The organism is Embleya sp. NPDC127516, assembly GCF_044765325.1.
Taxonomy (GTDB): Bacteria; Actinomycetota; Actinomycetes; order Streptomycetales; family Streptomycetaceae; genus Embleya.
In genome coordinates this window covers 347,913-370,825 of the sequence record NZ_JBIWJT010000008.1, presented here as the reverse complement: position 1 = coordinate 370,825, position 22,913 = coordinate 347,913, and the positions used below count along the sequence as shown (strand labels likewise).

The 22,913-nt window shown below is 71.6% G+C and carries 20 protein-coding genes; 8 read left to right on the top strand and 12 right to left on the bottom strand.

Going from position 1 to position 22,913, the window contains the following annotated elements; translation table 11 throughout:
* Nucleotides 1–102: 102 nt before the first annotated feature.
* Nucleotides 103–519 (bottom strand): cupin domain-containing protein, encoded by a 417-nt coding sequence (locus ACIRL2_RS18445; RefSeq protein WP_402233273.1) that lies wholly within the window; start codon nucleotides 517–519, stop codon nucleotides 103–105.
* Nucleotides 520–810: 291 nt separating this feature from the next.
* Between ACIRL2_RS18445 and ACIRL2_RS18440 the strand changes: the two genes are divergently transcribed.
* The 5 genes from ACIRL2_RS18440 to ACIRL2_RS18420 all read left to right on the top strand — a co-directional run bounded on the left by ACIRL2_RS18440 (nucleotide 811) and on the right by ACIRL2_RS18420 (nucleotide 7,523).
* Nucleotides 811–1,236, top strand: a complete 426-nt coding sequence (locus tag ACIRL2_RS18440) for a MarR family winged helix-turn-helix transcriptional regulator (protein WP_395864055.1) — start codon at nucleotides 811–813, stop codon at nucleotides 1,234–1,236.
* A gap of 631 nt (nucleotides 1,237–1,867) precedes the next feature.
* A complete protein-coding gene (locus tag ACIRL2_RS18435) occupies nucleotides 1,868–2,551 on the top strand; it encodes a hypothetical protein (RefSeq protein ID WP_402233319.1) in 684 nt (227 codons plus the stop codon).
* A 529-nt stretch (nucleotides 2,552–3,080) separates the two neighbouring features.
* Nucleotides 3,081–5,195: an MMPL family transporter gene (locus ACIRL2_RS18430; protein ID WP_402233270.1), complete on the top strand. Its 2,115-nt coding sequence runs from the start codon at nucleotides 3,081–3,083 to the stop codon at nucleotides 5,193–5,195.
* Nucleotides 5,192–6,427, top strand: a complete 1,236-nt coding sequence (locus ACIRL2_RS18425; protein ID WP_402233267.1) for a sensor histidine kinase — start codon at nucleotides 5,192–5,194, stop codon at nucleotides 6,425–6,427. Before ACIRL2_RS18430 ends, ACIRL2_RS18425 begins: the two co-directional genes overlap by 4 nt.
* A gap of 397 nt (nucleotides 6,428–6,824) precedes the next feature.
* Complete coding sequence (locus ACIRL2_RS18420) at nucleotides 6,825–7,523, top strand: response regulator (protein WP_395863520.1); 699 nt, start codon at nucleotides 6,825–6,827, stop codon at nucleotides 7,521–7,523.
* Between the two features lie 75 nt (nucleotides 7,524–7,598).
* On the opposite strand, the gene ACIRL2_RS18415 is transcribed toward ACIRL2_RS18420, so the two are convergent.
* Both ACIRL2_RS18415 and ACIRL2_RS18410 read right to left on the bottom strand, forming a co-directional pair.
* A complete protein-coding gene (locus ACIRL2_RS18415) occupies nucleotides 7,599–8,588 on the bottom strand; it encodes a transporter substrate-binding domain-containing protein (RefSeq protein WP_402233264.1) in 990 nt (329 codons plus the stop codon).
* 293 nt (nucleotides 8,589–8,881) lie between these two features.
* Nucleotides 8,882–9,490 (bottom strand): TetR family transcriptional regulator, encoded by a 609-nt coding sequence (locus ACIRL2_RS18410; RefSeq protein ID WP_402233261.1) that lies wholly within the window; start codon nucleotides 9,488–9,490, stop codon nucleotides 8,882–8,884.
* A gap of 234 nt (nucleotides 9,491–9,724) precedes the next feature.
* On the opposite strand from ACIRL2_RS18410, the gene ACIRL2_RS18405 reads away from it, so the two are divergent.
* Nucleotides 9,725–10,963, top strand: a complete 1,239-nt coding sequence (locus ACIRL2_RS18405) for an FAD-dependent oxidoreductase (protein WP_402233258.1) — start codon at nucleotides 9,725–9,727, stop codon at nucleotides 10,961–10,963.
* A gap of 96 nt (nucleotides 10,964–11,059) precedes the next feature.
* Here the strand turns inward: ACIRL2_RS18405 and ACIRL2_RS18400 are convergent, their stop codons facing one another.
* Nucleotides 11,060–12,304, bottom strand: coding sequence for a trans-sulfuration enzyme family protein (locus ACIRL2_RS18400; RefSeq protein WP_402233255.1), 1,245 nt, complete (start codon nucleotides 12,302–12,304; stop codon nucleotides 11,060–11,062).
* Nucleotides 12,305–12,520: 216 nt separating this feature from the next.
* On the opposite strand from ACIRL2_RS18400, the gene ACIRL2_RS18395 reads away from it, so the two are divergent.
* Entirely contained in the window at nucleotides 12,521–13,027 is a 507-nt protein-coding gene (locus tag ACIRL2_RS18395; RefSeq protein WP_395863527.1) for an Lrp/AsnC family transcriptional regulator, read from the top strand.
* A 29-nt stretch (nucleotides 13,028–13,056) separates the two neighbouring features.
* Here ACIRL2_RS18395 and ACIRL2_RS18390 read toward each other — a convergent pair whose 3' ends face one another.
* Both ACIRL2_RS18390 and ACIRL2_RS18385 read right to left on the bottom strand, forming a co-directional pair.
* Nucleotides 13,057–14,232 carry a low temperature requirement protein A gene (locus ACIRL2_RS18390; protein WP_402233316.1) on the bottom strand — a complete coding sequence of 392 codons (1,176 nt, stop codon included), beginning with the start codon at nucleotides 14,230–14,232 and terminating at the stop codon, nucleotides 13,057–13,059.
* A 209-nt stretch (nucleotides 14,233–14,441) separates the two neighbouring features.
* Nucleotides 14,442–15,626: a lactate 2-monooxygenase gene (locus ACIRL2_RS18385; RefSeq protein WP_395863529.1), complete on the bottom strand. Its 1,185-nt coding sequence runs from the start codon at nucleotides 15,624–15,626 to the stop codon at nucleotides 14,442–14,444.
* Between the two features lie 361 nt (nucleotides 15,627–15,987).
* Between ACIRL2_RS18385 and ACIRL2_RS18380 the strand changes: the two genes are divergently transcribed.
* A complete protein-coding gene (locus ACIRL2_RS18380) occupies nucleotides 15,988–17,259 on the top strand; it encodes an alpha/beta fold hydrolase (protein ID WP_402233252.1) in 1,272 nt (423 codons plus the stop codon).
* 123 nt (nucleotides 17,260–17,382) lie between these two features.
* Here ACIRL2_RS18380 and ACIRL2_RS18375 read toward each other — a convergent pair whose 3' ends face one another.
* The 6 genes from ACIRL2_RS18375 to ACIRL2_RS18350 all read right to left on the bottom strand — a co-directional run bounded on the left by ACIRL2_RS18375 (nucleotide 17,383) and on the right by ACIRL2_RS18350 (nucleotide 22,907).
* Nucleotides 17,383–18,066, bottom strand: coding sequence for a GntR family transcriptional regulator (locus ACIRL2_RS18375; protein WP_395863533.1), 684 nt, complete (start codon nucleotides 18,064–18,066; stop codon nucleotides 17,383–17,385).
* 159 nt (nucleotides 18,067–18,225) lie between these two features.
* Nucleotides 18,226–19,227, bottom strand: coding sequence for a 4-hydroxyproline epimerase (locus tag ACIRL2_RS18370; RefSeq protein ID WP_395863535.1), 1,002 nt, complete (start codon nucleotides 19,225–19,227; stop codon nucleotides 18,226–18,228).
* Entirely contained in the window at nucleotides 19,227–20,159 is a 933-nt protein-coding gene (locus ACIRL2_RS18365; protein WP_395863537.1) for a dihydrodipicolinate synthase family protein, read from the bottom strand. Before ACIRL2_RS18365 ends, ACIRL2_RS18370 begins: the two co-directional genes overlap by 1 nt.
* Entirely contained in the window at nucleotides 20,156–21,469 is a 1,314-nt protein-coding gene (locus tag ACIRL2_RS18360) for an FAD-dependent oxidoreductase (protein ID WP_402233247.1), read from the bottom strand. Before ACIRL2_RS18360 ends, ACIRL2_RS18365 begins: the two co-directional genes overlap by 4 nt.
* The gene (locus ACIRL2_RS18355) at nucleotides 21,466–21,753 is read right to left on the bottom strand and encodes a (2Fe-2S)-binding protein (protein ID WP_395863541.1); all 288 of its coding nucleotides are present in this window, start codon (nucleotides 21,751–21,753) and stop codon (nucleotides 21,466–21,468) included. Before ACIRL2_RS18355 ends, ACIRL2_RS18360 begins: the two co-directional genes overlap by 4 nt.
* Complete coding sequence (locus ACIRL2_RS18350) at nucleotides 21,750–22,907, bottom strand: NAD(P)/FAD-dependent oxidoreductase (protein WP_402233244.1); 1,158 nt, start codon at nucleotides 22,905–22,907, stop codon at nucleotides 21,750–21,752. The genes ACIRL2_RS18355 and ACIRL2_RS18350 overlap by 4 nt, the downstream gene beginning before the upstream one ends.
* Between the last annotated feature and the right edge of the window lie 6 nt (nucleotides 22,908–22,913).

Genomic DNA, 22,913 nt, shown 5'->3' with positions numbered 1-22,913 from the left:
ACCGTCCGGACGACGTGAGCCCGTCGGCCGAGGGTGGCCGGCGGGCTCACGGTTGGTTTCGGTGGGTGGGCCGGGGGCTGGTTGGGCTTGCGGGGGTGTGGGTTATGCGATCCATGGCGGGAGGACGCGTTTGGCCTCCTTGGGGGCCATTCCGCAGGCGCCGGGCGGGGTTATGTCGTTCGGGTTGTAGGCGAGGGCTCCTGCGGGGCAGGTGACGATGGCGGAGAAGCCGGATTCGGTGTCCGAGTGGAGTTGGCGCGGGACGTCGGCCGGGAGGACGAGCGTGTCGCCGGTGGCTGCGGTGAGCTTTTCGCCGTCGACGTCGGCGGTGAGGCTGCCGGTGAGTACGGTCCAGATCTGGTCGGCGTCGATGGCGTGGTACGGGCCGGAGGTTGCTGCGGCCATGTCCACGCGCCACAGGGCCGCTTCGGTGCCGCCCTGGGTCGGGGAGGCGTACGTGGTCATGACGGCGTTCGGGGTGGTGGTGACGCGGGCGTCGGCACTGCGAATGACGGGCATACGTTGATCTCCTCGGTAGACTCGTGAGCAACTCGACAACATCGTTGTCTAAATAGTGAACCAGGTTGTCTATTCATGTCAACAGATTCGCCTGCGGGCGGTACGGGCGGTCCGCACGGCGTGGGTGGTCCGGGCAAAGTGGGTGGTCCGGGCGGCGGGGGCGGTACGGACGGAGTGGGCGGTACGGACGGAGTGGGCGATCGCGGGAGCGAGCGCGTTTCGGCGAGTGCGGACGGCGGCGGTGAGCCCGAATCGGACCCGCCCGGCTTCGAGCTGCCGTTGCGCCTGCTGATGGCGTTTCGCATGCTCATCGACGAGGTTCACGCGGAACTCGCCCGGCAGGGCCATCCCGACCTGCGTCCGATGCATGGCTTCGTGTTCCAGGCCATCGGTCCGAACGGCACCACGGCTGTGGAACTCGGCCGCCTGCTGGGCGTTTCGAAGCAGGCGGCGGGCAAGACGATCGATGGCCTGGAGCGCCTGGGCTACGTCGAACGCGGTGTAGATCCGAGTGACGCGCGGCGCAAGGTGGTTCGGCTCACCGTGCGCGGAGTCGATTCGCTCGCGAAGTCGGCGGCGGTCTTCGAGGAGTTGCGTGCCAAGTGGGGTGAGACGCTCGGCATGGATCGACTGCGTGCGTTGGAGGAGGATCTCCGGACGATGACACCGGGGGACTCGTTCCACTTCGACATGCCGGCTTGGTTCGGCGGCGGGTGATCGCAGGAGGGGTCGGGCGGGACCGGGCCGGTGCGGAGCGGTTCTGGAGCGGCCTCGGAGTGCTTCGGCCCAGCCCAGCCCGGCCCGGAGCGGACCCGAACCCGGCGGGCCGGACCAGGCAGAAGTGGATCGACTCGGCCTGCCTCGGGCGTCAGGCGAGCCGACGCCGCACCACCTCGAACCGGCCGGCCGTGATGCCTCGGTGACCGGCGCGCCCCGCTGCCTGGCACCCCCGACGCACTTGCCCGCTTGCCGCAGCGTCGCGACTCCGGGGCGGGCGCCCGGGCGGGTGTGCTCGGCGGGTCGGCGGCGGCTGCTCGGCCGAGGGGTTGCCGTACGGGAGCGACGCCGGGGGCCGGGGTTGCCCTTGGCCGTACGAGGCCGGCGGTTCGGTCGGCGCGGGCGAGCTCGTGGTCGAGTTCGTGGGTGGTCCGCGTGTCGGGGCGCCGAAGCCGGAGGGGTCGCCCGCAGGGCGGGCGGCCGGCACCGAGGCCGAGGCGCGATTCCTTCTTTTGCGCCGGCGTCCGGAACTTCGCTGCGTCGGTGGTGTTGTCGGGTCGGGAAGGTGTCGGGTCGGGAAGGTGTCGGGCCGGGAAGGTGTCGGGATGGGTGGGGCCATGGGTGGGTGTTCGTGCGGTTGAGGCTGCGTCAGTTCCGGCCGCGCGTCGGCTTGGTGGAGTATCGCGTGGTGCAACCTTGGTCGCCGTTGCGGCATACCGCGTTGGCCGATCCGCTGGGGGAGTACGGCGTGGTGGTCGGCGATCATGACGGGTTGTCCCGGTTGGCGGCCCTATTTTCGTTCGCCGCCTATTCGCGGCGTACCGTCGTGCATGTTCCGTTGCGGAGTGGTGTGCCGTTGGACGACGAGGCGTTCATCGACGCGAGCGGCGGTCGGGTGGACCTGGTGCTGATGCATCATTCACTCGGACTGCGCCCGAGCGCGTGGCCGCGGGTCAGGCGGCGGTTGACGGCTGGTACGCCGCTCACGGTGGAGACTCGCGAGGAGCGCACGGAACGGGATGCCGCCGCGTGGCTGCGGCAGAGTGGGCATCGCGACACGAGGGAGTGGCTGCGGCCCGTGACGTACGCGCGTACCGCGTTCCTGATCGGGAGCCGGGACGTCTTCGCCGCCGCCTCATCCGAATTCGCGTACGCCGCCGGCCGGGGGATCCGCGAACCCGAAGCGCTCAAGGGCTACTTGGCGCTGGTCGGTTCGCTCACCCACGAGTTGCCCCCCGACGACTCGTTGCGGCCGCCGGAGTTGGACATCACGTTCAAGGCGCGCAGGCCGTACCACCGCTTCAAGCGCCCGTAGGCACACCTCCTCGCACCACCTGGCACCTCTTCGAGCCTTCTCGCGCCTTTTCGCAGCTCCTCGCGACTACCTATCCGTAACTGATTCCGTTTCTCCGCGCCACGCCTAGGTTCTCGATCCAGGGGAGCGGGCGTCTCGATCCGGAGTCGAGAGAGTCCATGGTCTCTTCCTCGCCACTGAGGTGGCCGTCGGCGACCGGCGCTCACGGGGGCGTCGGTCGCCGCGTGGGGCGGCGGGACGCACGGTGTGCGCGCCACCGGAATCTCGGCGCGGTGCAGCCGGCGGACCGCGCCCCTCGACCCCCCAGGCAGCCACCCCACCCCCCTCGCAGCCACCGCCCCACCCGGCAGCCACCCCACCCTCCCCCTCGTAAGCACCCCCGTCCCAAACCCCCGCCCCAAACCCCCGCCCTACTCCCCGCCATTACTCCCACGGGATTAGTCACCACCCCCGGACATCGCCCGGAGTAACCCGGACATCGGCCGTCCGCCGGACGCCTCCGACCCGGGCGGCCGAGAGCCTTGACGGCATGGAGACACTCTCGAAGGAAGAGACCGCCCCGGCCCGCCGGGGGCGGTTGTGGGCGGTGCCGTGGGCCGTCGTGGGCGGCTGGATTCTTGTCGTCCTGGTGGCCGGGATGTTCGCGTCCAAGCTCGCCGATGTGCAGCGCAACGAGGCCGTGGACTACCTGCCGGCGAACGCCGAGTCGACCCAAGTGGCCAAGGTTCAGGCAGGGTTGCCCGGCGGTGACGCGATGGACGTGCAGCTCGTGTATCACCGGGACGGCGGATTGACGGTCGCCGACCGGGAGTTGGCGGCCGGTCAGGTCGCCGAGGTGGTGACTCGGCATCCGTTGGTGGCCGGTCCGGGGCCGGTGGCGGAGGAGTCGGTCGACCACGCGACGTTGCGCTACGCGTTGTCCGTCGATCGGCGTGGCGCCGAGCCGGATGAGATCGTCCCGGACATTCGCAAGGTGCTCGATCGGCATCCGGACGGGCTCAGCGTGCGACTCGGTGGGCCCGGTGGGATCGAGGCGGACATGGGGGAGGTGTTCGACTCGATCGACGGGACGCTGTTGCTGGCCAGCGTGATCGTGGTCGCGGTGTTGCTGATGTTGACCTATCGCAGCCCGTACCTGTGGTTCGTGCCGCTCGCGTGCGCCGGTGTCGCGGTGGCGGTCGCGACGGCGGCGGTGTACGGGTTGGTGCGGGCGTTCGGGATCACCGTCACCGGACAGAGTTCGGGTGTGTTGACGGTGCTCGTGTTCGGTGCGGGTACCGATTACGCGCTGCTTCTGGTGGCCCGGTATCGCGAGGAACTACGAGTCCACGCACGCCCGTTGGACGCGATGTTTGCCTCCCTGCGCGGATGTGGGCCGGCCATTGTGGCCTCGTCGGGGACGGTCGTGGTGGGGCTGTTGTGCCTGACCGCCGCGGATCTGAACAGCAGTCGGGGTATGGGGCCGGTCGGCGCCGTGGGCGTGGCGTGTGCGCTCGCGGTGATGACGACGTTGTTGCCGGCGGTGCTGGTGTTGCTCGGGCGGCGGGTGTTCTGGCCGTTCGTGCCCGCGTTCGGCAGCGAGCCCAAGCGTGGCCGCGGGGCGTACGCGCGGATCGGGACGGGGGTCTCCCGGCGGCCGATCGCGGTTTTGGTGGCGGGGGTCGTACTGCTGGGGGCGGGTGCGCTGACTGCGTTCGCGCTGCCGGACCCGCTGCGGCAGGGTGACGGCTTCACCTCGAAGCCCGAGTCGATCGCGGCGCAGGCGACGTTGAGTGCGGCCTTCCCGGAGCAGTCGGGTGCGCCGATCGCGGTGATGGCGCGTACCGAACGGGCCTCGGCAGTGCTCGCGGCGGTCTCCACGACGGAGGGTGTCGGTCACGCCCGGCAGGCGCGAACGGCGGGTGGCTGGACGGAAATCCTGGCCTTCGCGAAGGATCGGCCGGAGTCGGCCGGGGAACACGCCACGATCGAACGGTTGCGCACCGTGCCGGACGCGCGCGTCGGCGGGTCCACCGCGCAGCAGATGGACACCTCGCACACCACGGCGCGGGACCGCCGGGTCGTCGTCCCGCTCGTGCTGCTCGCGGTGTTGCTGGTGCTGATCGTTTTGCTGCGGAGTCTGATCGCGCCGCTGATCCTGGTCGCGGCCGTCGCGTTGGTGTGGGCCGCCTCGCTGGGCATCGGTGGGCTGATCTTCGAGCACGGCTTCGGATACGCGGGAGTGGACGCGCAAACCCCGCTGCTGACCTTCGTGTTCCTGGTCGCACTGGGGGTGGACTACGGCATCTTCCTGATGCACCGGGTGCGGGAGATGTCGCTGCGCGGGGACTCGGTCAGGATTGCCGCGCCGGCCGCACTGGAGACCACCGGCGGGGTGATCGCGTCCGCCGGGTTCGTGCTGGCGGCGACGTTCTCGGTGCTCATGCTGCTGCCGCTGGTCTCCCTGGTGGAGATCGGATTCGTGGTTGCGATGGGCGTGTTGATCGACACGTTCCTGGTGCGTACGTTCCTGGTCACCGCCGCGAGCGTGGCGCTTGATCGGCGGATCTGGTGGCCGGGGCCGTTGTCTCGGCGGCCCGCGCCCGAGTCGGCGGGGACCCGGCCGGTGGAACCGCCCGCGTCGTCCCGGAAGATGGCGGTGTGACGAAGCGATCGTTTTGGGGTGGGGCGTCCCTCTGGGACGCCCTGCTCGCGTCCCTGCTGGCGGCGTGCGCGATCGGCTCGGCGTGGATGTGGCCGGGACAACGGGCGATGGACCCGATCGGCGTGGCGCTGCTGGTCGGTGCGGCGATCCCGCTGGCCTGGCGTCGGACGCGGCCGGGAACCGTGCTGTTGGTGACGTTCATCCTGACTGTGCCGTACCACAACCGGGAGTACCTGCACGAGAGCGCGGCCGCGTTGGCGCTGCTTGCGCTGGGGACGTACGCGGCGTACATCCGGCGCGAGGAGGCGATCGTGCTCGCCTTCGTGGCGTTGACCGTGGTCGTCGTGGCGATGACCTTCGGGGGCCAGGACGCGCCGTCGTGGCGGGATCGTTGCGGGATGGCCGGCTGGGTGTTCGCGGCGTTGGTCGCGGGGCAGGCGTGGCGCATCCATCACGCGCACATGAGCGCGATCATCGATCGGGCCGAGCGGGCCGAGCGTACGCGGGACGAGGTGGCCCGGCGGCGGGTGGCCGAGGAACGGCTGCGGATCGCGCGCGACCTGCACGACCTGCTCGCGCACAGCATCACGTTGATCGGTGTCCAGGCGGGCGTGGCCGCGCACCTCGCGGCCCAGGAGCCGCCGGTGGAACGCGCCGTGCTGGTCGGTGCGTTGGACACCATCGCCGAGACGTGCCGGGACACCAGGCACGAACTCCGAGCCACGCTGTCCGTGTTGCGGGATGCCGAGGAGGTCGCGTCGTACGAGGCGGTGCCCGGCCTGGCCGGGTTGGACGGCCTGGTGCCGCTGGTGAGCGCGGCCCGCTCCGCCGGCATCGAGGTCACGCTCGTCGGCCACGACGGACCACCGCCGGCGCCCGAGGTGGGCGTTGCCGTGTACCGGATCGTGCAGGAGGCGCTGACGAATGTGGTGAAGCATTCAGGGGCACGTTCCGCACGGGTCGAACTCGTCGTCGTGGATGCCGAACTGCGGGTCGCCGTGCGAGATGACGGCCGTGGAGTCGGGATCGGGAGCGGCATCGCGAGTGGGAGCGAGAGCGGGAGTGGGAATGACGTCGAGGCCGGGCGGGAGGGCGGGTTCGGCATCCTCGGGATGACCGAACGGGCCCGTAGCGTGGGAGGGACGTTGGTCGCGGGGCCGGGGCCCGGAGCGGGAGGCGGGTTCAAGGTGGAGGCCGTGTTGCCGATGGGCGAGCGGGCGGGGGCGGGATGACCCGGCGATGGGGAGGCGCGGAGCTTCGGGGTGGGGTACCGCGCCGGTCGGGCGGGGGCGCGCGATGATCAACGTGCGGTGAGGGCCTGACGCCCTGTGGCGGCGTGTGCGAGACGCGGTCCTCCGGGTGCGGTGACGGCTGCGCGATGCGGCGGCACGGGCCGCGTCGGCCCGATCGCCCGGGCACGCGAGCGGCGGGCGTACGGGCCGACGCGGCGATACGGACGCAGCCGATGCGACCGATGCGCCCGGTGCAACCGATGCGCCCGATGCAACCGGTGCGACCGGTGCGGTGGGTGCGCGAGCGGCGGACCGCCGCGCGTGATGTCATGCCCTTCGGGCGGCGGATTCGGACGGGATGGCCGCCGGTGGCGGTGTCGGGTGAGTGGGGGAGCGTGTGACGGGCGGCAAGTTGCGGGTGTTGCTTGCGGACGACCAGCACCTGGTGCGGTCGGCGTTCGCGATGTTGGTGAGCTCGGCCCCGGACATGGAGGTGGTCGGCGAGGCCGCCGACGGGCGGGCCGCGATCGAACTCGCCCGCACCACCGGGCCGGACGTCATCGTGATGGACATCCGGATGCCCATCCTGGACGGGATCGAGGCCACTCGGCTGATCGCTGCGGATCCGGAGTTGTCGCGGGTCAGGGTTCTGGTGTTGACCACCTACGAGGACGACGAGAACGTGGTGGCCGCGTTGCGCGCCGGCGCCGGCGGCTTCCTGGTCAAGGACACCCGCCCGGCCGAGTTGCTGGCGGCGATCCGTACGATCGGGGCGGGTGAGGCACTGCTGTCACCGGGGCCCACGGCGCGGCTGATCTCGCGCGTACTGCGCATGCCGACCACGCCGACGGTGGGCGAGCCGGGTTCGGTCCGGGTCGCGGACCTGTCGGGGCGCGAACGCGAGGTGCTCACGCTGGTCGGCCGGGGTTTGACCAACGCGGAGATCGGCACGCTTCTCGGGCTGAGCCCGCTCACCGCGAAGACGCACGTCAGTCGCATCATGGCCAAGCTCGACGCGCGCGATCGACCGCAACTGGTCGTCATCGCCTACGAGTCGGGCCTGATCGTCCCCGGTGACGGCCCGTCGCCGACGTAGGCCGTGCCGCCGCCTCCAACCCTCCTTTGCTCCACCGGTTCCGATGTCCTTCAGGTTCCGACGCCGTTTCGGGTCTCAGTCCTGGTACACCGCCTCCGGCGCAGTCGCCGCCTCGGTGCCGGGGATGAAGCGGGCCACGTAGGTGTCGTACAGGCGCAGCCACGTTCCATCGCGGCGGATGCGTTCCAGCGACGCGTTCACGAATCGCACCAGGTCCGGGTTGTTCTTGGCGATTTCCAGGCCGTATGGCTCGCGGGTGAGTTTGGGACCGACCAGTTCCACGAAGCGGTCCTGGGCCTGGAGGCCGACCAAGATGGTGTCGTCGCCGACCGCTCCGTCGGCCTGGCCCTGTTGGATGTGGATGAGGCAGTCCGCCCAGGTGTCGCCGGTGACGGGGGCCAGGGACCTGGTGGCGCGTACCGCGTCGGCCGCGGTGGTGCCGGCGACCGTGCAGACACGGGTTCCGCTCGGTAGGCCGGTCAGGCCCTTCGAGTGGTCGCCTGCCGCGGCGGGGCTGCCCCGCAGCACGAGTACGCGCTGTCCCGACTCGTAGTAGATCGAGCTGAAGTCGACCACGGTTCGGCGCCGGCAGTTGACGGTGACCGACTTCGCGACGATGTCCACCTGACCGTGCGCGACGGCCTGTTCGCGGATGCTGTTGGGCACGACGCGGAAGCGCAGTCGGTTCGGGTCCGAGTCGCCGAACAGGTCGGCGGCTATTTCCCGGACCAGATCGATGTCGAAGCCCTTGAGCCTGTTGTGGTCGGTCGCGTCCGCGTAGCTGAACGGGTAGGTGCTCTGGTCTATCCCGACGGTCAGGTAGCCCTGGCTGAGGATGCGTGCGAGCGAGCCGTCGGTCGTGTAGTCGGCGGCACGCGGCGGCCCCGACTTGGGGCGCAGGCTCGCGGTCGGATTGCCGCACGAGGCGGCGGACGGGTCGTTGGTCGCACCGGGCGCGGTTCCGCCCGGGAGGGCCGCGGGCGGCGCGGGACCGATGGGCACGGCAGCCGGGCTCCGGGTGGAGGTCGAGGAGGTACAGGCCACCAGCACGATCAGGGATGCCAACAGCGCCAGAGCCGGTGTGACGGCGCGCCGGCCGCGCGGCGGCCGACCCGAGGTGGGGCGCCCGACCGTGTACCGGGGCTCCGGGCGGCGGTTGGAACGGCGATCCGGCCGGCGGAGCGGGCGCCGGGCCGTGCGGTGAGGTGGAACTGCGTGTGTGGACATGACGCATCACCTCCGGTGGCGGCGCGCGGGACACCGCTCGGCTCGGCCGGTTCGGGCCTGATCGGGACGCTACCGGAACCAACTCGGCGGCCACTGGGGGGAATCCCCCCGATTCCGCGGGCGCCTGCGGGTTACCCGTGGGCTTCCTCGGCGGCTTCCTTGGGGGCTTCTTCGGGAGTGCCGAGATCGCCGGTCAGGCAGCGCTGGAGCTGGGGGCCGAGCCAGCCGACGACCTCGGCGTGCGTCATGGCCACGATCGGCGGGAGGCGTAGGACGTAGCGGCACAGAGCGAGGCCGAGAACCTGGGTGGCGGCCAGGCCGGCGCGACGGGGGGCCTCTTCGGGGTTCGGGCAGGCACGGCGCACGACGGGCGCGAGTTGTCCGGCGAAGACCGCGCGCATGCGTTCGGCGGCTTCCTCGTTGGTGACGCCCGTGCGCAGCAGGATCATCATCGCCTCGTCGTCCTCCCAGCGATCCAGGAAATGGGCCGAGAGCACTGCTCCGAGTCGAGAGCGGGGGACCGATTCGAGAGTGGGCAGGCGCAGGTCCACATCGGCGGCGGCGGCGAACAACTTCTCCTTGTTGCCGAAGTAGCGCATGACCATGGCCGGATCGATCGCGGCGTCGGCGGCGATCGCCCGGATCGTCGCGCGCTCGTAGCCGTCGGACCCGAACCGCTCGCGTGCGGCGGCCAGGATCACGGCCTTGGTCTCGGTTGATGACCTTCGCGGAGTACTCATGTCAACGATTGTAGGCCAACGCTTGTTGACAATCGGAGGTGGTCGCGTCATGGTTATGTCAACAGCCGTTGGCCAACAGGTGTTGACAAGGATGTAGGCCCGTACAACCCGACGCCGCGCCCGATTCGGCATCGCAGCGCACCGCATTGCAGCGCACCGCATCGCAGCGCACCGCACCGCACCGAGCCACCCCATCGCAGCCCGTCGCACGCCATCGCCCCGAAGGAGCCCGCCGTGACCTCCCAGCCCCCGACCACCCCCGCCACTCCCGCCATCCCGACCACTCCCGCCACCCCTCAGCCGTTTCCGCAGCCCTCCTCGCCCCCGCGACTGCCGGCCACCACCGACGTCCTGGTCGTCGGCGCCGGTCCCGCCGGGCTGACCCTCGCCCTCGCCCTGGTCGCCCAGGGGCGCGACGTCACCGTCGTCGACGCGCACGCCGCCGCCGAGCACACCTCGCGGGCCGCCGTCGTACACGCCCGCACCCTGGAGGTGCTCGCCCCGCTCGGCGTGGCCGGGGCGCTGGTCGAACTGGGCATCCAGTCACCGACGTTCACCATTCGTGACCGGGACCGGGTGGTCGTCCGCATCGACTTCGAAGGGCTGCCCACCGACTACCCGTACTCGCTGATGGTGTCCCAGGCCACCACCGAGGCGACCCTGTCGGCTCGGTTGACCGAGCTCGGCGGCACCGTGTTGCGGCCGTATTCGGTGACCGCTCTCGACCAGGACGCCGACGGCGTGACCGTGACCTTCGAGCACGGCGAACAAGTGCGTGCCGCCTGGGTGGTCGGCGCCGACGGCATGCACAGCACGGTGCGCGAGCAGGCCGGCATCGGATTCCAGGGCGGTACGTACGGCGAGTCGTTCGTGTTGGCCGACGTGCGGCTCGGTGGTGCCGTGTCGGCCGACGAGGTGATCCTGTACTTCGCACCCGCCGGTCTCGTGGTGGTGGCTCCGCTCCCGGGTGGTCGGCACCGCGTCGTCGCGCCGGTCGCCGACGCGCCGCACGAGCCGTCGCTCGCCTTCGTACAGGAACTCATCGACGAGCGCGGCCCGTCGACCGGCCGGGTGGTGGTCGAAGAGGTCGTGTGGGGATCGCGGTTCCGGGTCCACCACCGCGTCGCCGACACCTACCGGGCCGGGCGGATCCTGCTGGCCGGCGACGCCGCACACGTGCACAGCCCGGCCGGCGGGCAAGGCATGAACGCCGGCATTCTCGACGCCGTGGCGCTGGCCGACGCGCTCGGCTCGGTGCTCGACGGCGGCGCGACCTCGGCCCTGGACGCGTACGGCGCCACCCGCCGTCCGATCGCCGAGCAGATCGTGCGGCTCGCCGACCGGATGACCCGCGTCGCCACGATCACCCCGGCACTGCGCCCGTTGCGCAACGTCGTGCTGCGCACGATCACCCGAATCCCCGCCGTACGCCGCGACCTTGCGCTGCGTCTCTCCGGCCTGACGTACCGCTGAGCGTTGTTCGGGCCGCAGGGCGCGCGGCTCCGGACCGGCGGTCGGTCGTCACGAGGTCCGGAGCGCGCCCACCCGGCTCGACCCCGACCGGGCCACTCAAACGTGCGCCGGAGACGTCTCCTGATGAAGCATCACGACCGAGACCGAAACCGAAGCGGAATCGGAAGCGGAAGCGGAAGCCAAGTTGGAAGCCGCAGCCGCAGCCGCAGCCGAAGCCGAGGCCGAAGTAGCCGAGCTCCGCTCCAAAGCCGCCGACAAGTCCCCCCACAGATCGTCCTCGTGCTCCAGACCCACCGACAAACGCAGCAACTTCGGTCCGATCGCGCCCTCGTCCCGTGCCGCGTCGTCGATCACCCGGTGGGTCAGCGAAGCCGGGTGCTGGATCAGCGTGTCCGTGCCGCCGAGGCTGACCGCAGGTGTGATCAGCCGGAGCGCGGCCACCAGCGCCATCGGGTCGCCGGCCGGTTCGAAGGCCACCAGCGCGCCGCCGATGCTCGGGTAGTGAACCCGCTCGACCGCCGGGTGGGCGGCCAGCCGTTCGGCCAGGATCGCGGCCGACGCGGACGCCTTCGCGACCCGGATCGGCAGCGTCGAGAGGCCGCGCAGCAACAGGTAGCCCGCCAACGGATGCAGCAACGCTCCTGTGGCGAACCGAATTTGGCGCAGTACGTCGGCCGATTGCGAATCGCAAGCGACCACGCCGCCCATCACGTCGCCGTGCCCGCCGAGGAACTTGGTCGCGCTGTGCAGCACCATCCGCGCGCCCGACCTGGCCGGCTGTTGCAACACCGGCGTCGCGAACGTGTTGTCCACCAACAGCGGAACGTCCCCCGCCTGGGCGGCGAGGTCGGCCAGGTCCAGCTCGGCCAGGGTCGGATTGGCCGGTGTCTCGACCATCACCAGACCGGTGTCCGGTCGCAACGCCCGGGCCACCCCGCTCGGTTCGACCCAGGTGACCTCGGTGCCGAGTAGGCCGCTCGTGAGCAGGTGGTCCGTGGTGCCGTACAGCGGGCGGACCGCCACCACGTGCCGGCGGCCCTGCGCGGCGGCCGCGAGCAGGCACGCGGTGACCGCTGCCATGCCGCTCGCGAACGCGACCGCGTCGGCGCATCCCTCCAACTCGGCCAGCGCGACCTCGAAGCGGCGCACCGTCGGATTCGTCAACCGGCCGTAGATCGGCGAGCCCTCCGGCAGCGCGCCCTCCGCGTAGGCGTCCAGGGCGAGCGCCGCGGCCGGCAGGTCCGGGAGTGGGTAGGTGGTGGACAGATCGATCGGCACGGCGTGCGTACCGAGGGCGGCGAGGTCGTCGCGACCCGCGTGCACCGCCCGTGTCTCGAACATCCGCCCAACCCCGCCCACTCGGCCTTCGCCGCGCACGCCGTCCACGGCACGCACGCCGTCCACCGGACGCGCTCCGTGCACCCCGCCCACGGCGAGCCCGCCATCCACGCCCGTCGTCCCATTCACTGCGTCAAGATCCACACGGAGGTCAGCCATGCCCGCCATCGTGCGCCTCCCCCCGGCAAATGAGCCGATGGCCCGAATTATGATCGCCCGATGAGCCAATCCATCGCCCTCGATCCGATCGATCTCGGGATTCTCCGGTCCCTCCAGAACGATGCCCGGATCAGCAACAAGGCGCTCGCCGCCGAGGTCGGGATCGCGCCGTCGACGTGCCTGGACCGGGTCGCCCGGCTGCGCTCGGCCGGGGTGGTGAAGGGGGCGACGGTGGAGGTCGACGCGGCGGCGCTCGGCCGGCCGTTGCAGGCGATGCTCGCGGTTCGGGTGCGGCCGCATCACCGGGTGGTGCTCAACCCGTTCGTGGGGCACGTGCTGAAGCTGCCGGAGACCCGCGCGCTCTACCACCTGGCCGGACCCGACGACTTCCTCGTGCACGTCGCGGTCGCCGACGCGACCGGACTGCAACGGCTGGTGGTGGACGGCTTCACCGCACGCACCGAGGTGACCCAGGTGCACACCATGCTGATATTCCAACAGTGGCAAGGCGGTCCGCTCCTCCCACCCGAACCCCAGGGCCCGGCCCGGCGCCTGACGGCCGGCTGACCCGGCCGCACCGTGCCCCCGGGGGCACCTCACCCCTCGGCCCGCCGCCCGGTGCGCGGCCGTACATCCCCCTCGCCCTGCCGCGCCGACAGCACGATCCCCATCGCCACCGTCAAGGCCGCCACCGCGCCGGCCGTCGGTACGGCCGCCGCGCCCAGGAACGTGCAGAGCAGGACCAATACGGCGGCCGTCGGCAGCAGCGACTGTTGCGCGAGGCCGTTCTTGTGGTGTCGCGAATGCAGCGCGTACGTGGTCAGCAGGAACAGCGCGGTCGGGATCGTCACACTCGCCGACGCGGCCATCCGGGAGATGTGCGCCTCGCCCACGGCCTGCTCGACGGCGACCTCCAGGCCCGCGCCGATCGACGCCGCCGAGCCGAAGATCACATAGTGGCCGTACCCCCACAGGAAGGCCTGGCGATTGGACGCGAGGAAGTCGTGGATCGGCACCGCGAAGTAGATCCAGTACGCCGCGAACACGATCAGCAGCCCGCCGGCGGCGATCGGCAGCAGTTCGTCCAGCGCGGCCTCGTCGTCGAGCGCGGTCTGGATCGCGATGGTCGCGGCGGAGACGCTCTCGCCGAGCATGATGATGGTGAACAGCCCGTACCGCTCGGCGATGTGATGCGGATGCCAGGCGGTGGTGTGGCGGCGTTCGGCGATCGCCGGCACCGCCATCTCGGCGATCGCCAGCGGTACGAAGCCCCACTTCCACGCGGCGTCCGGGAGCAGCAGCAGGACCACCCAGCCGATCTGCACCAGCACCAGCCCCGCCGCGTAGCGCAGTGCGGTGCGCCGGGCCGCCGGGTCGGTCTCGTCGTGGGCCGCCCGCAGCCACTGGAAGGTCAGCGCGACGCGCATGATCAGGTACCCGACGATGGCGACCGCGTAGTCGCTGTTGTCGAACGCGCGCGGCACTCCGGCGGCCAGGACCAGGACGCCGGTGATCTGTACGAGCGTGGCGACCCGGTACAGCGGGTCGTCGCAGTCGTAGGCGGACGCGAACCAGGTGAAGTTCACCCACGCCCACCAGATCGCGAAGAACACGAACAGGTACCCGAAGATCCCGTGTCCTGGGTGCCCGTCCGCCAGCGAGTGCACGAGTCGACTGCCGGCCTGGGCCACCGCGACCACGAAGGTCAGGTCGAAGAACAACTCGAGCGGGGTGGACGCGCGGTGCGGCTCCGCCGTGTCGCGCGAGGTCATCCGGCGCAGGATGGCGTGCGGGCCGGCGGCGGGACGCGCGGGATCGCTCACGAACTGGGTCCTCTCGTTCCGGGCATGATCATGCGCGGAGAGTATCCGAATCCAGCGGGCAAACAGGGCTATATCGAGCGGCCGTCAGCGCGAATACGACCGACCCGGTCCGAAGTCGGTGCGAGGTTCGTCGGGGCCGGCCCGGAGCAGGCCCGAGGTCAATCCGAGGCCAGCGCCGACGTGTCCAGTCCGTCGAGAGCGGCGTGTCCGGACAGCGCCATGGACAGATCGAACTCGGCCAGCAGGCAGCGCAGTACGTGCCGGACACCCGCCTCACCGCCCAGCGCGAGGCCGTACACGTACGGCCGGCCCACCAGGACCGCGCGGGCACCCAGGGCAAGCGCCTTGAGTACGTCGGCGCCGGTGCGCACGCCGCTGTCGAAGAGCACCGTAAGGTCCCCGCCGGCCGCCTCGACCACACTCGGCAGCGCATCCAACGCGCCGATGGCGCCGTCGAGTTGGCGTCCGCCGTGATTGCTCACGACGATCCCCTCCAGACCGGCGTCGCGCGCTCGGCGCGCGTCGTCCGGATGCAGGATGCCTTTGAGCACGATCGGACCGATCCAGTTCTCGCGCAGGAACGCCAGGTCGTCCCAGGTCTTGGTGGGGTCGGAGAACATCCCCGCCCAGTGCGCGATCGCCGCCGTCGGATCCTCGGCGATCGGCTTGCTCAGACCGGCCAGGAAGGCCGGATCGCTCAGGTAGTTCGCGATCCCGACCTGCCGCAGGAAGGGCAGGTACGCCCGCTCCAGGTCGCTCGGCCGCCAGCCCAGGAACCATGTGTCCAGGGTGACCACGAGTGTGGTGTAACCGGCCGCCCGGGCCCGGGCGAGCAGGCTGACGGTGACGTCGTTGTCGCGCGGCCAGTAGAGCTGGAACCAGCGCGGACCCGAGCCGGAGGCGGCGGCGATCTCCTCCAGCGTGTACGAGGACGCCGTACTCGCCACCATCGGCACCCCCAGGCCGGCGGCCGCGCGCGCGGTCGCCAACTCGCCCTCCGGGTGCACGATGGACTGCACGCCGACCGGCCCGAGCAGTACCGGAGCGGGCAGGTCGGTGCCCAGCACGGAGCGGGACAGGTCACGCCCACCCACGTCGCGCAGCATGCGCGGGAGGATCCGACGCCGCTCGAACGCCGCCCGGTTGGCCCGCATGGTCGCCCCACCGCCGGCGCCGCCCAGGACGTATCCGCGCGGACCCGGTTCGAGCAGCTCTCCGGCGGCGGCCTCGAGGTCGGACGCGTCGATCGGGTACGCGGGGGTCTCCCCGGTCAACAGGCCATCGAGGTAGATCGAGTCCTGGAACGCGGAAAACGGACCGGCAACGTTGGGACCATCGGCCACGACTGCCACCTTTCGCCTCGCCTCGTCTCGCCTCGCGGAACGGAGAATCCTCGCGCGGACCCGACGACGATCCCGCACCGAGCGAGCACGCGGAAGAGCCGAACGGGCCGAACGGCGGCCCGAACCCCTGGAGGAGGCCGAGCCAACCGAGCAAGCCGAACCATCCGACCAAGCCGAACGTATCGAACGAGTCGACCTCCCGACATCAGGGCAGACCCACTCGTGTGCGTCCGGACCCCGGGGTCGTGCCGATATTGCTTCGCCGGGAGGCGAGACAAGAAGCCCATCTCTCCTGTGAAATGTCACACGGCACTAAAGTGCCCCGCGTACGACACGGACAAGAGGCTGGAGAGGAATCCGCATGACCCGCATCACCCGGATCCCGGGGATGGCCCTCACCGATCACACATTCACCGTCCCGCTCGACCACTCCCGTCCGGACGGGCCCACCATCGAGGTCTTCGCCCGCGAGGTGGTCGATCCCACCGCCGTCGACAAGAAGCGGCCGTGGTTGTGCTTCCTCCAAGGCGGCCCGGGCGGCAAATCGGCCCGGCCCAATCGCCCCGCCGGCTGGCTCCAGCGCGCGCTGCGCACGCACCGCGTCCTGCTCCTCGACCAGCGCGGCACCGGCCGCAGCACGCCGATCACGCCGAGCCTGGCCGCCCGTACCGCACCCGAGGAACTCGCCACGCTGCTGCGGCACATGCGCGCCGACTCGATCGTCGCCGACGCCGAGCTGATCCGCCGGCGGTTGTGCGGCGACGAGCCGTGGGAGACGCTCGGGCAGAGCTACGGCGGCTTCATCACCCTCGCCTACCTCTCCACGGCGCCCGAGGGGCTGAAGTCCTGTTACGTCACCGGCGGGCTGATTGGTCTGGACGTGACCGCGGAGGAGGTCTATCGGCGCACCTATCCCCGGGTGCGGGACAAGAACGCCGAGTACTACGCCCGCTACCCGGACGACGTCGAGCAGGTGCGTCGGCTCGCCGACCATCTCACCGCGCACGACGTCCGGCTGCCCGACGGCGACCGACTGACCCCGCGCCGGCTCCAGTTCCTCGGCAACGCGTTCGGAATGGGCGACGGCTACGAGCGCGTGCACTGGATGCTGGACGAGGCGTGGGACGGCGACCAGGTCTCGGACACCTTCCGTGCCGCGGTGATGCACGCCACCGCGCTCACCGACAACCCCCTGTGGGCCGTGCTCCAGGAGCCGATCTACGGCCAGGGCAAGGTCGCCACCGGTTGGGCCGCGGAGAAGGTGCGGGCGGGGTTGCCGGAGTTCGCCGAGAACGCCGACCGGCTGCTGTTCACCGGCGAGATGATGTACCCCTGGATGTTCGAGGAGATCGCCGCCCTGCGCCCGTTCCGCGAGGCGGCCGACCTGCTCGCCCGACACGACGACTGGCCGGTCCTGTACGACATCGAGCGCCTGCGGACGAATCCGGTCCCGGTCGCGGCGGCGGTCTACTTCGACGACATGTACGTGGACGCGGACCTGTCCCTGCAGACGGCGCGCGAGGTGGCCAACGTACGCGCGTGGGTCACCAACGAGTGGGAGCACGACGGCTCGCACGCCTCCGGTGGCGCGGTCCTGGACCGGCTGATGGACATGGTCGCCGGCAAGATCTGACCTACTCCCACCCTCATCCCCGTCCGGCAGCGGCTCGGCGCCCGAAGTCCGAGGACTCGGGCGCCGACGCCGGAGCCGGGATCGGAAGGCGGTCTCGGCCCCCGGCCCCACCCCGCCCCGGTCTCAGCCCGGTTGGTTCGGGTCCGCCCACAGATTGCGGACATGGCCGATGTGCCGCGCCATCACACTCTCGGCCCGGGCCGGGTCGCCGGTGGCGAGCGCGTCCAGGAGTTCGAGGTGTTCCGCGGCGGACGCGACGAGTCGGCCGTTCTCCGCGAGTCGGGACAGACCGTACAGGCGCGAGCGTTTGCGTAGATCGCCGACCACCCGAACCAGGTGTTCGTTGCCCGCGAGCGCGAGCAGCGACAGGTGGAAGCGACGGTCCGCCTCCACGTACCGGATCAGATCGCTCACCTCGGCCGCCGCGACGATCTCCTCGGCGACCGGGCGCAGCGCGGCCAGTTGGGCCGGGGTGACCACGCCCGCGAGCCGGGCCACCACCGGAATCTCGATCAACGCGCGGACCTCGGTGAACTCGTCCAACTCGCGGTCGGAGAGTTCGGTGACCCGAAAGCCCTTGTTGCGTACGGCCTCGACCAGTCCCTCGTTGGCGAGGTCGAGCATCGCCTCGCGCACCGGCGTCGGTGACACGCCGAACTGCGCGGCCAGCGCGGGCGCGGAATAGACCACACCGGGCCGCATCTCGCCCGCGATCAACGCCGCGCGCAGCTCTCGTGCCACCCGATCCCGCAGGATCGGCCGATCGTCGAAGGACGGCAGCGCGAGCGCTCCGTGTCCCGTGTCCATGGTGCCTCCTCCCGCCATGCTACTGACGGTCAGTCACCCTGGGGGTGGGATCGGAACTGTGCGTACGCTCGACCACGCTGCGTGAGAGCCGTCGCCCGGGTTCCCGCCCGGTCCCACCGGAGCCCGGCCCGGTCCCGGCCCCGGTCCCCGGGCGGTTCCTCATAGGCGGAACCCGGCCGGGAACGGGTCCTCCGGGTCGAGCAGATACTGCGCCGTGGCGGTGATCCAGGCCCGTCCCGTGATCAGCGGCAGCACGGCCGGATATCCGGCGACCTCGGTCCGGTCCACGATCCGCCCGTGGAAGCGGGTCCCGATGAACGACTCGTTGACGAACTGCTGTCCCACCGCCAACTCGCCGCGCGCCGCCAACTGGGCCATCCGCGCGCTGGTTCCGGTGCCGCACGGCGAGCGGTCGAACCAACCCGGGTGGATCGCCATCGCGTTGCGCGACAGCGTGGCGTCCGAGCCCGGGGCGAGGAACTGCACGTGGTGGCAGCCCGCGATCTCGGGATCCTCCGGGTGCACCGGCCGGGCCTGCTCGTTGATCGCGGCCATGATGGCCAGCCCGGTGTCCAGGATGCGTCCGGCCTCGGTTCGGTCGAACGGCAGGCCGACCTTCTCGATGGGCAGGATCGCGTAGAAGTTGCCGCCGTACGCCATGTCGTAGCCGACCGCGCCGAGCCCGGGCACGTCCACGGTCGCGTCCAGGGTGTGTGCGTACGAGGGGACGTTGCGCAGGGTCACCGAACGGGCCGCGCCGTCGCGTACCTCGACCTCGGCGACCACCAGACCGGCGGGCGTGTCCAACCGCACCGTGGTGACCGGTTCGACCACCTCGACCATGCCGGTCTCGACGAGCACGGTGGCCACCCCGATCGTGCCGTGCCCGCACATCGGCAGACAGCCCGACACCTCGATGAACAAGACGCCGTAGTCCGCGTCCGGTCGCGTCGGCGGTTGCAGGATCGCGCCGCTCATCGCGCCGTGCCCGCGCGGCTCGTACATCAACAGCGTGCGCAGGTGGTCCAGGTGGGCCATGAAGTGCACGCGTCGCTCGGCCATCGTGGTGCCGGGGATCACCCCGACGCCGCCGGTGATCACCCGCGTCGGCATGCCCTCGGTGTGCGAGTCGACCGCGTGGAAGACGTGTCGTGAGCGCATCAGGTCAGTCCCTCCGCGAGTGCCTTCTCGGTGAACTCGCGCACCGAGGCTTCCTGTTCGGGCAGCAGCGGGAGCCGCGGCGGGCGGCACGGGCCGCCCCGGAGGCCGGCCAGGTCCATCGACAACTTGATGGACTGCACGAACTCGGTGCGCGAGTCCAGCCGAAGCAGCGGATGCAGCAGTCGGTACAGCGGCAACACGGCGCGCACGTCGCCGCCGACCGCCGCGCGGTACAACTCGACGCTCGCGCGCGGGAAGACGTTCGCGTAGCCGGCGATCCAGCCCACCGCGCCCGCCAGGCCGAACTCCAGCGCGACGTCGTCGCTGCCGATCAACACGTCGAGACCGGGCGCGAGTTCGGCCACCTCGTAGGCCCGCCGTACGTCCCCGGTGAACTCCTTGACGCCGACCACGAGCCCTTCCTCGTACAGGTCCGCGAGCAGTCGCGGGGTCAGGTCGACCTTCGTGTCGAACGGGTTGTTGTAGGCGACGATCGGCAGGCCGGCGCCGGCCACGGTGCGGTAGTGGTCGAGCACCGTGCGGGTGTCCGCGCGGTAGCTGTTGGGCGGGAGCAGCATCACCGCTCGGGCGCCCGCCTCGGCGGCCTGTTCGGTCCAGCGCAGTGACTCGGCCGCGCCGTACGCCGCGACGCCGGGCAGTACCCGGTCGCCGCCCACCGCTTCGACCGCGACCCGCACCACGAGGGCCCGCTCGTCCGGGGTGAGCGACTGGTACTCGCCGAGCGAGCCGTTCGGGCAGACTCCGTCGCAGCCCGAATCCACGAGCCACCGCACGTGCTCGGCATACGCGTCGAAGTCCACGGACAGGTCCTCGCGCAGCGGTAGCGCGGTGGCCACCACGATTCCGTGCCACGGCTTGCGGTCGGCCGGGTCCGGGGCGGAGCGGGGAGGAGTGGCGGGGTGTGGGCTCATGGGGCTCCTTGGGCTAGGTCTCCGAGACGGATGGGCACACCGATCGGACGGGTGGGCGGGGGCGCGGCGACCGGTCGGTCCAGCACGTCGGACAACACGCACGCGGTGGCCTCGGCGCACATCCGGCCCTGGCACCAGCCCATTCCCGCGCGGGTGAGCAGCTTGACCGAGCGCACGTCGTCGGCTCCTCGGCGGGCCGCGTCCTCGATCAGCCCTCGGGGCACCTCCTCGCAGCGGCAGATCGGGGTGTGCGCGTCCGACCAGGACAACCAGCCCGGTCGGACCGGATAGAGCGCGCGCAGCCCGTCGGCGAACCGGGTGAGCGCGGCCCGGCGGCGCAGCAACGCGCGCGGCGGCGTCCGGCCGACCATCGCGTGGGCCGCCAACTCGCCCTCGACCGACGCGAGATGCACTCCGCCGATGCCGGTGCTCTCGCCGGCGGCGAACAGGCCCGGTACGTCGGTGGTCTGCCGCGCGTCCACCGCGACGAAACCGTCCGGGGTGCTCGCACAGCCGAGTTGGCCGGCCAGTTCGAGCTGCGGGGTGAAGCCGTAGCCGACCGCGAGCGTGTCGCAGGCCAGTTCGGTCGAGGTGCCGGGCCGCGCGCGCCAGTTCGCGTCGAGCCGGGCCACGGTGACCGAGGTCAGTCCGGTGTGGTCGCCGGTTGCCGCGATCACGGCCCGGCCGGTGCGATAGGGGATCCGCCGCCGGGCCAGCGCGGCGGCGTAGCGGGCCGCCTCGACCACGCGGGCCGGGCTGTGCGGCGCGAGGGCGGCGGCGCGCGGCGTGGGCCGGGACGCCTCCAGGACGGCCCGCACCTCGACGCCCGCGTCGGCCAGCGCGACCGCGACCGGCAGCAGGAACGGGCCGGTGCCCGCGACCACCGCACGTCGACCGGGCGGCACGCCGTTGCCCTTGATCAGCGCCTGGGTGCCGCCGGCGGTGAACACACCGGGCAGGTCCCAGCCTGGGTAGGGCAGTTGCCGGTCGTACGCCCCGGTGGCCAGCAGCAGTCGGCGGCCGATGACGGTCACCGGGGTGGTGTCCCGCTCGCCGGCCACGGCGTGCACCGTGAAACCCTCGGCCGAGCGTTCCACCGCCCAGACGCGATGTTCGGCCAGGTGCTCGACGGTGTGCAGGCGCGTGAGCGGCGGCCAGGCCGGCGGCCGGCCCGCGCGGTGTCGGTGATACTGGCCGCCCGCCCGGGAGTTGGCGTCGAGAACGGCGACGCGCAGGCCGAACCGGGCGGCGGTGACGGCGGCGGTCAGTCCGGCCGGGCCGGCGCCGACGACGACCAGGTCGTGGATCATGTCGTGGTCACCTCGTCGTCGGGCCGGGCGGTGACCAGGCAGGCCCGCAGGGACGGCGTGCCGTTGACCGTGACCAGGCAGTCGAAGCACACGCCGATGCCGCAGAACAGCCCGCGCGGCTTGCCCGCGAACCGGGTGGTGCGCCAGGACCGGATCCCGGCGGCGAGCATCGCGGCGCCGACGGTCTGACCGGCCTCGACCGGGATGCTCCGGCCGTCCACCCTCAGCCGGAAGTGCTCCTCGTCGGGCGGGTGGACCGGGGTGGGTCGGGATACGCCGGTCACGAGGACACCTCCGCGAAGCGGGTCGGGGCGAATGGGGTGGGGTCGACTCCGGGATCGGGCCCGGAGGCGTCGCCGGTCAGGGCTCGGGTGATGAGCAGGCCGGTCGCGGGGGCCAGGCCCACGCCCGCGCCCTCGTGGCCGCACGCGTGCAGCAGGCCGGGCGCGCGCGGGTCCGGGCCGACGACCGGCAGATGGTCGGGGCAGTACGGCCGGAAGCCGCGATAGGCGCGCAACACCGAGACGCCGGCCAGGATCGGGAACAGCTCGATCGCCTGGGCGGCCAGCCGGCGCAGCACCGGTACCGGGAACGAGGGGTCGAAGCCCACCCGTTCGCGGCTCGCGCCGATCAGCACGGTGCCGGACGGAGTGCCCTCGACCACGGCCGAGGAGGCCAGGTCCGCGTCGTCGCTCGCGACGTCCCCGGTGTAGGCCGCCGCGTACACCTTGTGTCGCACGATCGGCGGGAGCGGCTCGGTGACCAGCACGAATCCCCGGCGCGGCAGGATCGGCAGGGACACGCCGGCGAGCTCGGCGATCGCACCGGACCAGGTGCCGGCCGCGTTGACCACGGCACCGGCCGCGATGTCGCCGTGCGACGTGCGTACGCCGAGCACCCGATCGCCGCGCCCGCGCCGGAAGCCGGTCACCGTGACGCCGGTGTGCAGGCGTACGCCCGAGCGCAGCAACGCGGCGGCGGCCAGGGCCGGTTGCACCTGCGCGTCCTGCGGGTAGTGCGTGCCGCCGGCCAGGTCGGGGGCCAAGTGCGGTTCGTAGAAGTGCAGTTCTTTCGCGTCGACGGTGTGGGCGGAGACCTCGCAGGCGCGTTGTGCCTCGGCCGCGACGGTCATCGCGACCGCCTCGGCCTCGGTGCGCGCGACGATCAGGCCGCCCTTGGCCTGGTACTCGAAGTCGTGCCCCTCCGCCGCCAGCTCGGCCCACAGGCGGAGCGAGAGCAGGGCCAGGGACAGTTCCGGGCCGGGACGCTTGTCCGAGACCAGCAGGTTTCCCTCGCCGGCGCCGGTGGTTCCGCCCGCGACCGGGCCGCGGTCGAGCACGGTGACCGACAGCCCGGCACGCGCGGCGTAGTGGGCGCACGCGGCGCCGACCACGCCCGCGCCGATGACGACGACATCACTGGGACGGAGTTCGCTCACATCAGT

What these genes read in the sequence shown, in the direction of transcription:
- ACIRL2_RS18445 (WP_402233273.1), bottom strand. Translation starts at nt 519, where the DNA reads ATGCCCGTCATTCGCAGTGCCGACGCCCGCGTCACCACCACCCCGAAC.
- ACIRL2_RS18440 (WP_395864055.1), top strand. Translation starts at nt 811, where the DNA reads ATGGCGTTTCGCATGCTCATCGACGAGGTTCACGCGGAACTCGCCCGG.
- ACIRL2_RS18430 (WP_402233270.1), top strand. Translation starts at nt 3,081, where the DNA reads ATGGAGACACTCTCGAAGGAAGAGACCGCCCCGGCCCGCCGGGGGCGG.
- ACIRL2_RS18410 (WP_402233261.1), bottom strand. Translation starts at nt 9,490, where the DNA reads ATGAGTACTCCGCGAAGGTCATCAACCGAGACCAAGGCCGTGATCCTG.
- ACIRL2_RS18400 (WP_402233255.1), bottom strand. Translation starts at nt 12,304, where the DNA reads ATGTTCGAGACACGGGCGGTGCACGCGGGTCGCGACGACCTCGCCGCC.
- ACIRL2_RS18395 (WP_395863527.1), top strand. Translation starts at nt 12,521, where the DNA reads ATGAGCCAATCCATCGCCCTCGATCCGATCGATCTCGGGATTCTCCGG.
- ACIRL2_RS18390 (WP_402233316.1), bottom strand. Translation starts at nt 14,232, where the DNA reads ATGACCTCGCGCGACACGGCGGAGCCGCACCGCGCGTCCACCCCGCTC.
- ACIRL2_RS18380 (WP_402233252.1), top strand. Translation starts at nt 15,988, where the DNA reads ATGACCCGCATCACCCGGATCCCGGGGATGGCCCTCACCGATCACACA.
- ACIRL2_RS18375 (WP_395863533.1), bottom strand. Translation starts at nt 18,066, where the DNA reads ATGGACACGGGACACGGAGCGCTCGCGCTGCCGTCCTTCGACGATCGG.
- ACIRL2_RS18370 (WP_395863535.1), bottom strand. Translation starts at nt 19,227, where the DNA reads ATGCGCTCACGACACGTCTTCCACGCGGTCGACTCGCACACCGAGGGC.
- ACIRL2_RS18365 (WP_395863537.1), bottom strand. Translation starts at nt 20,159, where the DNA reads ATGAGCCCACACCCCGCCACTCCTCCCCGCTCCGCCCCGGACCCGGCC.
- ACIRL2_RS18360 (WP_402233247.1), bottom strand. Translation starts at nt 21,469, where the DNA reads ATGATCCACGACCTGGTCGTCGTCGGCGCCGGCCCGGCCGGACTGACC.